Raw genomic sequence first — 9,848 nt, 5'->3', positions numbered from 1 at the left:
CTTCCGATCTGGCCGCCTTCGGCGGCCCCCAACCCCAAGGACCCTAAAACCTCAAAAATGCTTCATCGCAAGGATGAAACGGGTGGGATACACCCCTTCTCTCACCGGATCTGGAACCGCGCCTGCCCAATCCGCAGCGTGGCCGGACCGGGAGCGGGGAGGGTGAACCGCAGCTCGAAGCCGAGATTGCGGCCCGCCGGGATCATCCACGGCAAGGCCGGGGATGCCTCGATCAACGGCGCCGGCTGCCCCCCCGGGCCGATCAGCTCGACCTCCGTCGCTTCCAGGGCGACCGGTTGCTCGCCCGAGTTCCCAATCCCGCCCTGAACGATCAGCACCCGCTCCTCCGGCAGCCACCGGGCGCTCTGAACCTGGATCTGGAGCCGGGTCTCCGGAGCCGGCGTGGGGGTCGGGCGAGGGAGCTCCAGTTCGATCTCCGCCGGGGCGCCTCGCCCCGGGAGCGGGTTGAACCGCCAGATCAAAACTCCCTCCACGCTGTTGCGGGGGATGAGAAAAGCCACCTGCCCCTCGACCGTGCCGCCCGGCGCGATCCGCCCGGAAGGGATCGGAACGCCCTCCAGCGACGTGGGCTGATAGCGCCGCCCTGCCGCATCCGCCAAGCTCATCTCAAAGCTCTCCATGGCCAACGGCTCATTGCCTGTATGGATCAGCTCGAAGCGAATCACCACCCCCACGAAATCCCCAGGGATCCCTGGGCCGCTCCAGCGCAGCTCCACATTCCGCGCCGTCAAGCGAATCGGCCCGACCTGCACCGACAGCCCCAGGGGGACCCGTCCCATCGCCAGGAGCGAGACGGAGGGCTCCAGGAGCGGGGAAGCGGTCACCGCCCAGCGGGGCTCCCCGCCGACCAGCAGGAGGGTCAACCCCGGGCGGCGCTGGGATAGAAGCGTGGTATCCTCCGGCCGCACCTGCTGTTTGCCGGAAACCTGGAACCGGAGCACGGGGCCCGCGCTCATCTCCACCTCGAGCACATCCCCCTCTTGCAACCCCTCCACCAGCCGCCGCGTTTCCGGGCGATCCGGCAGGCCCAGCACCAAGTTCACAAACGTCCCCTCCATCCAGTAAGCGAGATCGCCTCGTCCTCGGGGCACCGGCCAGTTCCCCTCCCGCACAGCGAGCGGGACGACGTCCAGGGTCACCGCTTTCACCCGAAGCCGGATCGGGATCGATCCCCCGGGCGCCGCCGGGGCGCCTGTTAATGGTGCTGGGCCTGCCGGTCGGGCAGCGCGAAGGAGGAGCAAGAGGCCCACGAAAAACATGCTGAGCCCCACAACGCCAACGCCGAGACTGGCCAGCACGAACGGGCGGATGGAAGAGGGGATCTGCGCCCAGCGCGCCCGCGCCTGCTCCCACGAACGCGAGAGAGCCTTGGAGATCCTCCCCCATGCGTCCGACGGTTTCTGCTCCGGTTCGATCATCTCGCCCTCCATCGATGGGCTGGGGAACAAGAGCGCGCGGGAGCCCGGCCAGGCAGCGCTCCCTACGGCAAGCGGGCCGGCATCGCGATCGGGCTCAAGCGGATGGTCACCGTGTTGCCGCTCTCCACCGGGCGCACGATCCCCAAGTAGGGGATCACCAACCGGATCGTGCCCTCGCCGAACCCCCGCAGGACCGCCCGCCCCGCCTCATCGGTCGCCCCCTGAGCGACCACCACGCCGCCCCGAAGGGCGACCAGCCAGATCGGCAGATCCACCACCCCTTCCCCGGGATCCGGCGCGTTGTTCCCGTTCGCATCGTAATAAACCTCCACCGTGACCTCAATCGGACGGCCGCTCGGCGTCGGGGTCGCTGGGATGGCCTCCACCTGAAGGCGGAGCGGCGTGGGCGTCGCGGTGGGCGGGGGCGCGACGGTGGGGAACGGCGTGGCCGTCGGCGGCGGGAGCGCGGTGACCGGCCGGGGGGTGCGGGTCGGCGTGGGAGTCGCCGTGGGCGGCAGGCCCACGGTGCATTGCAAGCTGTAACCGGAGCCGTAGACGATCCCCCGTCCCCCCTGCCCCACCAAGAGATACATCCAGCCTTCCCACGTGGCCATCGCCGTGACCCGGCTCCGCAGCTCCCCGGCCGCGGTGTTCACATCATCGTTCCCCGCGATCCCGTTCCGGTTCGCATCGTAGACGATGAGGTTGGTATCCGTCCCGGGCGTGAGGTCCAGCGTCTCGCAGGTCACCAACATCCCCGGCTTCACCCAGAGCTTGAAGAAATCGTTGTCCTCGGTTCCGGGGGTCACCGGGACGAAGTTCAAGCCCGTGTATTTCTCCCCCAGGCCAATGAGCGTCGCGTGGTCGAAATCATAGTTCGGCTCGAAGGCGTCAGGGAACCCCGCTGGGGTGGGGGTGGGAGGAGGCGTGGGGGTGGGAGAAGACGTGGGGGTGGGAGAAGACGTGGGAGCGGGAGAAGTCGTTGGGGACGGAGTCGGGGTGCTGGCGATTTGAACCACGCTGAGAAAATAGTTGACCACCACAGGGCCCGGCGTCGGCGTAGGAGTGGACGTCGGCACGGATGGGCTCTGAAAACTCATCGGCGCCAGTTCAATATAATGCGTAGTGGTGTAAGCCTTCCAAGAAACGGTGGTGGAGGAACTCGTGAACTGTTCGTCGATGAGATTGAGCGCCCCATCATAAAGCCTTAATCGAACAGACAATTGGTTAGGATTGGAGGGGATATTAAAAGATAGCTTATAATTTGTCCCGGAGGATAAATTAGAAATCCGATACCAATCGAAATCAGCTACTGTAACAGTAATCCCAATGGCGCCTTGAACTGTATGACCAAGCGTGATCACCATTGCCTGATCGGGGGTATCATTTGGCTCCACCTCGGTGATGGGCGCCGCCCGCGCGCCTCCGCGGAAAACGAGCAGCATGGCAATGCAAGCTCCGAGGCTCAGGATCGCTGCCCCAAGAACTCCGTACCATCTTTTAGAAGAGGAATTCACCGGAGGCCCTCCTGAACGAGGTTAGCCAAGCTGAAGGATGCGCTGGGTTAACTCCTCCACAGAGAACGGCTTAAATAGAAACGCATCCGCTCCTGCAGCGCGAGCCGCAGCCTCCTGATCGTCCCCGGAAACGACGACGACCTTCACACCCCTGAGTTCTGGGTCTTCCCGAAGCGATCGCAGCACCTCGGTGGCTCTCGTTTTCCCCAAATAAAAATCCATCACCACAACATCCGGCCGTGCCTCACGGATGTGATCCAAGGCGCGCTCCGGGGTGGGGCAGATCCTCACCGAATAGCCCTCAAACTCTAAAAGGGCCGCCAGCATACGGGCCAACTGGGGATCGTCTTCAACGATCATCACCGTGGCCATCGTTCGATCTCACGAAAGGACTGGCGCTTCTTCCATTGCTAGGAACCGAACCCGCTTTCAAGGAGCTTCCATTGGGAACCCTTGGGGGCTGAGGGATGACTCAAAACGGGCGTTGAAGCGCCCCACTCCAAACGATCCCCAGCCCCTGTGGATTTTTTCTCCCCTCTGCCACCCAAAGGCTGCAGGGAGAATGATTCGGGGTGGGGGCCATCCCTGGCGGCCTCCCCATCTTAACCCCTCGGATCGCGTTCGAACCGCGCGACTTCAGCGAGCGGAGCGTCCGGCCTTGGCCTTCGCCGGGGAGCGCGCCCGCCGACGGGTCCCATCCCTGGAGACCGACCCCCGGGCCTCTTCCCGCCGGTCCTGCAGCGCGATCGCCAAGGCCTCGTCGATGGTCTCCACCAGCGCGAACTGCATCGCCTGGCGCACGTCCTCCGGCACCTCCTCCAAATCCTTCTCGTTGCGCTTCGGGAGGATGACCGTGCGCAGGCCCACCCGATGGGCCGCCAACACCTTCTCTTTGATGCCGCCCACCGGCAGCACCTTCCCGCGCAGGGTGATCTCCCCGGTCATCCCCACATCCGGCCGCACCGGGCGCTCGGTGAGCAGCGAGACCAGGGCGGTGACGATGGTGATGCCCGCCGAGGGACCGTCCTTAGGCACCGCGCCCGCGGGCACGTGGATATGGATATCGCTTTGATTGAAGAAACGCTCCGGGATCCCATAATCCTTCGCGTGGGCACGTACGTAGCTCAAGGCCGCCTGGGCGGACTCCCGCATCACCTCCCCCAAGAAGCCAGTGAGCACGAACCCCTTGCTCCCCGGCATCCGCGTCGCCTCGATGAAGAGCACATCGCCCCCGGTGGGCGTCCACGCCAGGCCAATGGCGACGCCGGGGACTTCCACCCGATGGGTGATCTCCTCCTCGGTGAACAACGGCTTCCCGAGGTAGCGGGGCACGTCCTCCGCATCCACCAGCGCTGCCTCCGAGGCCCCCTCGGCGATCCGCGTGGCCACCTTGCGGCACACCCGGCCGATCGCCCGCTCGAGGTTCCGCACCCCCGCCTCCCGGGTGTATTCCCGGATGATCCGCCGCACCGCGGCCTCCGTGAAGGTGATCTCCCCGGGCAGCAACCCGTTCTCCCGCAGCTGCCGCGGGATGAGATACCCCATCGCGATGTGGAATTTCTCCGTCTCCGTGTAACCGGGGAGGAAGATGATCTCCATCCGGTCCCGCAACGGGGCGGGGATCGTGTCCAACTGGTTCGCTGTGCAGATGAACAACACCTGGGAGAGATCGAAGGGCACATCCAGGTAGTGATCCCGGAACTCCCGGTTCTGCTCGGGATCCAGCACCTCCAGCAGCGCCGAGGCCGGATCTCCCCGCCAGTCGGCCCCGATCTTATCCACCTCGTCCAGCATGAAGACCGGGTTCCGGGATTCCACCCGACGAAGGGCCTGGATGATGCGCCCCGGCATCGCCCCCACGTAGGTCCGGCGGAAGCCGCGGATCTCCGCCTCGTCCCGGATGCCGCCCAGGGCGATGCGGGTGAACTTGCGCCCCATCGCCCGGGCGATCGATTGGCCCAGCGAGGTCTTCCCCACGCCAGGCGGCCCCACGAAGCACAGGATCGCCCCCTCCCGGACCCGGCGGATGTAGTCTCGGGTCTCCAGCTCCTCCAGCTGCCCGGCGCGCTCCTGCTTCAGCTTGCGCACCGCCAGATATTCCAAGATGCGCTCCTTCACATCTTGCAGGCCGTAGTGATCCTCATCCAGGACTTGCCGGGCGTGGGCGATGTCCAGGTTGTCGGGCGTGGTTTTGTTCCAGGGGAGGCTGACCATCCAGTCCAGGTACGTGCGGATCACGCCGTACTCCGCGGAGGCCGGCGGGAGCTTGGCCATGCGCTCCAGCTCCCGGAGGGCCTCCCGACGGGCCTCGGGGGGCATCCCGGCCTCTTCGATCTTCCGCCGGAACTCCTCGATCTCCATCTGGTGCTCGTCCGCCTCCCCCAGCTCCCGACGGATGGCCTCCAGCTGCTGGCGCAGGAAGAACTCCCGCTGCATCTTTTCGACCTGGGCTTGGGCCTCCGACTGGATCTTGCGGCCCAGCTCCAGGACCTCGATCTCCCGGGTCAACAGGGCGATGAGCCGGTGCAGCTTGGCGGCCACATCGTCCAGCTCCAGGATCTCCTGGGCCTCCTGGAGGGACATGCGGAGATAGGTCGCCACCGCATACGCCAGCTGCCGGGGGTCCTCCACCGCCTGCGCCATGGCCCCCAGCTGATCGGGGAGGCCGGGGACCAGCTCCACCATCCGGGCGAACAGCTCGGCGGTCTTGCGCCGCAGGGCCTCCAGCTCCGGGCCGGTGCTGACGACCTCCGGATGGCGCTCCACGCGGGCCTTGAGGTAGGGCTGGGTCGCGGTGTACTCCAGGATCCGGATCCGCTCCAGGCCCATCACCAGGATCCGCATGGTGCCATCCGGCATCCGGAGCAGGCGCTGGATCAGCGCCAGCGTCCCGATGGTGTAGCAATCCTCCGGCATCGGCTCTTCCAACTCCGGCCGCTTGCTGGCCACCAGGCCCACCAGCTTCTTGCCCAGGACGACATCGTCCACCAGCCGGATGGACCGCGGCTGCCCGATCGCCAGGGGGACCACGGTCAGCGGGTAGACCACCACGCCCCGGAGGGGGAGGATCGGCAGCTCCTCCGGGATCTCCACCGCGGGCTCCTCAGATTCCCGCTTGGTCTCCAGCTGGATCCCCATCGGGGGGATCTCCTCGCCTTCGTCCATCATGAAGAAGCTTTCCCAATCCAGTCCGAAGCCGTGCATCCACATCTCCTTCAGTTTCATCCATGCTGCTCCAACGTTAGGATTCAATGTTGTCCTCATTTCGTTACCTGCAGACGTCGCGGCGTCCGCACGGGGATGGTCAGCGGTGGCTTCTTGGGCAGATACACCATCAGGAAGCCGTCCCGATAGACCGCCTGGGCGCTGTCGGCGTCCAACGCCCAAGGGAGGTGGACCTCGACATGGAACTCGCCGTAGTGGATCTCCAGCTGATGATAAGCGACTTTGGGTGTGGGATCGTGCCGGTAACCGCTGATCACCAGCCATCGGTCATGTAAAGCGACCAGCACATCCTCGGGCTTCAACCCTGCGATCTCCACCCGCACCACCACGGCCTCGTCGGTTTCGTAGACATCGGTGGGGGGGCGCCAGGCGTTCCCATGGCGCACCAGCCACCGCTGGCGGGTCAGGATGTCCTGGAGCAGCCGCTCCATCTGGGATTCAAACCGTTCGAGGGCCCGCTCGAAATCCTCCATAGAAGGCGCTCCGCCATATGATCCGGGGTTCCCCGGGAGACCATTCTGGACTATTTTGATTGTAGCACATTTTGATTTGGTAAAAGATGCCGGGGCTTTTCCATATTTGTTTCCACCGCTTCCCACTTTATATTTTGGAGGATATGGAGGGGGAGGAAGAATGTTTTGGGGGGCGGGCCGGGCGCCAAAGGGGCGGGCCCGCCCCCTAAACTTGTAGTCGCCCCGGAGACGAGTCCGGTGGTTCAGCAAACTCAGCACGAGGAGGCCAGCATGACATCGATCACCTTGGAGGACTTCCTGAAAGTCGATATGCGGGTGGGACGGGTGATCCGAGCCGAGCTCCATCCGCGGGCGCGCAAGCCCTCCCTCCAACTCTGGATCGATTTCGGGCCCGAGATCGGGGTGCGGACCAGCAGCGCCGCGCTGGCTGACCGCTACCGGCCGGAGGAGCTGGTGGGGACGCTGGTGATCGCGGTGGTGAACTTCCCCCCCAAAAACGTCGCCGGCTTCCGCTCTGAGGTCCTGGTCCTGGGCGTCCCCGATGAGATGGGGCGGGTGGTGCTCCTGCGACCCGACGCCGAAGTTCCCCTGGGCGGCCGGGTGTTTTAACATGGAGACGGCGGGGGCGCCTCCGGCACCCCGCTCACCCCAAGATCCCTCATCCACCGGGAGGTTCCGATGTCCATCAAAACCCATCTCTCTCCCGTATGGCTCCGCATCTTCGATCTGGAGGTCACCCACGGCGAGGGCGTTTATCTTTACGCGACGGATGGCCGTCGTTATTTGGACTTCACCAGCGGGATCGCGGTGACCAACACCGGCCACTGCCACCCGAAGGTCGTCGCCGCGATCCAGGAGCAAGCGGCCCGCCTCCTCCACGGCCAGGCCAACATCGTCTACCACCGCCCCATGCTGGAGCTGGTGGAGGAGCTCCTCACCATCGTCCCGCCGCCCTTGGACACCTTTTTTTTCGCCAACAGCGGCGCGGAGGCCGTCGAGGCGGCCGTGAAGCTGGCGCGCTACGCCACCGGCAAGCCCAACATCATCGTCTTCCAGGGCAGCTTCCACGGGCGGACCCACATGGCCATGGCCTTGACCACCAGCAAGACGATCTATCGGGCCGGCTATCAGCCGTTGCCCGCCGGGGTCTACGTCGCCCCCTACCCTTACGCCTACCGCTACGGATGGGATGAGGAAACCACCCTGCGCTTCTGCCTTCGCGAGCTGGACCTCCTCCTGAAGTCCCAGACGGCCCCCGAGGAGACCGCGGCCATCCTGGTGGAGCCCATCCTGGGCGAGGGCGGATACGTGGTGCCCCCCACGGGTTTCCTCGCCGCCCTGCGGGAGCGGTGTGATCATTATGGGATCCTCTTGATCGCCGATGAGGTCCAGACCGGCTTCGGGCGGACCGGGCGTTTCTTCGCTGTGGAGCATGAGGGGGTAGTGCCGGACATCCTGATCATGGCCAAGGGGATCGCCTCCGGGTTGCCGCTTTCGGGGATCGCGGCGCGGGCGGAGCTGATGGCCCGCTGGAAGCCGGGCGCCCACGGCGGGACCTTCGTCGCCAACGCGCTGTCCTGTGCGGCCGCGGTGGCCACCATCCGGGTGATGAAAGAGGAGAGGCTCCCGGAGAACGCCGCCGCCCGCGGGATCGAGCTGCTGGAAGGGCTGCGCCGGCTCGCCTCCCGGTTCCCCGCCATCGGAGACGTCCGCGGACGCGGTCTCATGGTAGGGGTGGAGTTCACCCGGAACGGGGAGCCCGACACCGGGACCGCCAAGGCGGTCCAGGCGGCCTGCTTCCGTCGGGGGATGCTGCTGCTGACCTGCGGAACCTATGACAACGTCATCCGCTGGATCCCACCTCTGGTCGTCACCTCCGAACAGATCCAGGAGGGATTGCGCATCTTCGAGGCAGCGCTGGGGGAGGCGCTGGAAGCCGCTTCATGAAACGCCAGGGCCGGAGCCTCTCCAAGCGGCCCACGCCGCTCACGGAGGATGCAGATCGGCGGCCCTGCGCCCTTCGGGCGAAGCGGGGACGCAGGGCCATGGCCCATCGAAGATCGCTTGGGAGGAGGAAGACCGATGAGCGTCACAGCGCCCCAGGGGTTTCGAGCGGCCGGCGTTGCGTGTGGCATCAAAACGAGCGGCGCGCTGGATCTGGCGTTGGTCGCCAGCACCCGGCCGTGCACAGCCGCCGCCGTTTTCACCACCAACCAGGTGAAGGCGGCCCCGGTTCGCTACAGCCAGACCCTGTTCGCCCGCCGGCGCGCCGGCTTTCGGGCGGTGATCATCAACTCCGGAAACGCCAACGCGTGCACCGGCCCCCGCGGGCTCTCGGACGTCCACAGGGTCGTCGAGTTCGCCGGCTTCCTCTTGGGCTTCCCTCCGGACACGATCCTCATGATGTCCACCGGTGTGATCGGGGTTCCGCTGCCGGTGGACAAAATCCAAGACGGCCTGATGCGCGCCGTCCCCGCCCTCTCCGAGGCCGGCGGCGAGGACGCGGCCCGCGCCATTATGACCACGGACACCCGGCCCAAGATGGCCGTGCGCCGCCTGACCCTGAACGGGGTCCCGGTGACCATCGGGGGGATGGCCAAGGGGGCGGGGATGATCCATCCCCAGATGGCGACCATGCTCGCCCTGATCACCACCGACGCGGCGATCGAGGCGGAACGTCTCGAGACGCTCCTGCGCGCCGCCGTGGACGCCAGCTTCCACCGGATCACGGTGGACGGCGATCAGAGCACCAACGACACGGTGATGATCCTGGCCAACGGGGCCGCCGGGGTTCCTGTCGATGAGAACGCCATGCCGCTCTTTCAAGAGGCCTTGACGGACCTCTGCATCGAGCTGGCCCAGGCGATCGTGAAGGACGGCGAGGGGGCCACCAAGTTTGTGGAGATCCGGGTGCGGGGCGCTCGCACAGCCAGCGAGGCCCGGCGGATCGCCCGCCACATCGCCCGCTCGCCGCTGGTGAAGACGGCCTTCTACGGCGAGGATCCGAACTGGGGACGGATCCTCGCCGCCGCTGGGGCGGCCGGTGTGTCCCTCGACCCCGACGCGATCTCCTTGTGGATCCAGCGGGGGGACGAATCCCCGATTTTGCTGTTCGATCGGGGCGCCCCGGCCCTCTATTTCGAGGAGGAGGCCCGCCGGGTCTTCCAAGCGCCATCGTTCCGGGTCCTCCTGGA

The 9,848-nt window shown here is 66.1% G+C and carries 8 protein-coding genes; 3 read left to right on the top strand and 5 right to left on the bottom strand.

From position 1 onward, the window contains the following. Positions 1-101: 101 nt before the first annotated feature. The 5 genes from ACFMO5_RS07285 to ACFMO5_RS07265 form a co-directional block, all read right to left on the bottom strand. Entirely contained in the window at positions 102-1,439 is a 1,338-nt protein-coding gene (locus ACFMO5_RS07285; RefSeq protein WP_376792094.1) for a hypothetical protein, read from the bottom strand. Positions 1,440-1,501: 62 nt separating this feature from the next. Next, positions 1,502-2,518: a hypothetical protein gene (locus ACFMO5_RS07280; protein ID WP_376792093.1), complete on the bottom strand. Its 1,017-nt coding sequence runs from the start codon at positions 2,516-2,518 to the stop codon at positions 1,502-1,504. Positions 2,519-2,977: 459 nt separating this feature from the next. After that, entirely contained in the window at positions 2,978-3,328 is a 351-nt protein-coding gene (locus ACFMO5_RS07275) for a PleD family two-component system response regulator (RefSeq protein WP_376792092.1), read from the bottom strand. 264 nt (positions 3,329-3,592) lie between these two features. Next, the gene (lon, locus tag ACFMO5_RS07270) at positions 3,593-6,094 is read right to left on the bottom strand and encodes an endopeptidase La (RefSeq protein WP_376792095.1); all 2,502 of its coding nucleotides are present in this window, start codon (positions 6,092-6,094) and stop codon (positions 3,593-3,595) included. A gap of 122 nt (positions 6,095-6,216) precedes the next feature. Then, positions 6,217-6,654: an Hsp20/alpha crystallin family protein gene (locus ACFMO5_RS07265; protein WP_376792091.1), complete on the bottom strand. Its 438-nt coding sequence runs from the start codon at positions 6,652-6,654 to the stop codon at positions 6,217-6,219. A gap of 270 nt (positions 6,655-6,924) precedes the next feature. Between ACFMO5_RS07265 and ACFMO5_RS07260 the strand changes: the two genes are divergently transcribed. From ACFMO5_RS07260 to argJ, 3 genes are all read left to right on the top strand, one after another. Continuing rightward, the gene (locus tag ACFMO5_RS07260; RefSeq protein WP_376792090.1) at positions 6,925-7,263 is read left to right on the top strand and encodes a tRNA-binding protein; all 339 of its coding nucleotides are present in this window, start codon (positions 6,925-6,927) and stop codon (positions 7,261-7,263) included. A 69-nt stretch (positions 7,264-7,332) separates the two neighbouring features. Further along, positions 7,333-8,601, top strand: coding sequence for an aspartate aminotransferase family protein (locus ACFMO5_RS07255; protein ID WP_376792089.1), 1,269 nt, complete (start codon positions 7,333-7,335; stop codon positions 8,599-8,601). 135 nt (positions 8,602-8,736) lie between these two features. After that, on the top strand, positions 8,737-9,848 hold a 1,112-nt coding region (gene argJ / locus ACFMO5_RS07250), incomplete at its 3' end, for a bifunctional glutamate N-acetyltransferase/amino-acid acetyltransferase ArgJ (protein ID WP_376792088.1).

It is taken from the genome of Thermoflexus sp. (assembly GCF_042408365.1).
GTDB lineage: Bacteria > Chloroflexota > Anaerolineae > Thermoflexales > Thermoflexaceae > Thermoflexus.
The sequence above is the reverse complement of the archived record's forward strand: the minus strand, read 5'-3'. Positions and strand labels throughout refer to the sequence as shown.

Coding starts and splice junctions, on each gene's coding strand:
- ACFMO5_RS07285 (WP_376792094.1), bottom strand. CDS start 1,439: ATGATCGAACCGGAGCAGAAACCGTCGGACGCATGGGGGAGGATCTCC.
- ACFMO5_RS07275 (WP_376792092.1), bottom strand. CDS start 3,328: ATGGCCACGGTGATGATCGTTGAAGACGATCCCCAGTTGGCCCGTATG.
- lon (WP_376792095.1), bottom strand. CDS start 6,094: ATGGGGATCCAGCTGGAGACCAAGCGGGAATCTGAGGAGCCCGCGGTG.
- ACFMO5_RS07265 (WP_376792091.1), bottom strand. CDS start 6,654: ATGGAGGATTTCGAGCGGGCCCTCGAACGGTTTGAATCCCAGATGGAG.
- ACFMO5_RS07260 (WP_376792090.1), top strand. CDS start 6,925: ATGACATCGATCACCTTGGAGGACTTCCTGAAAGTCGATATGCGGGTG.
- ACFMO5_RS07255 (WP_376792089.1), top strand. CDS start 7,333: ATGTCCATCAAAACCCATCTCTCTCCCGTATGGCTCCGCATCTTCGAT.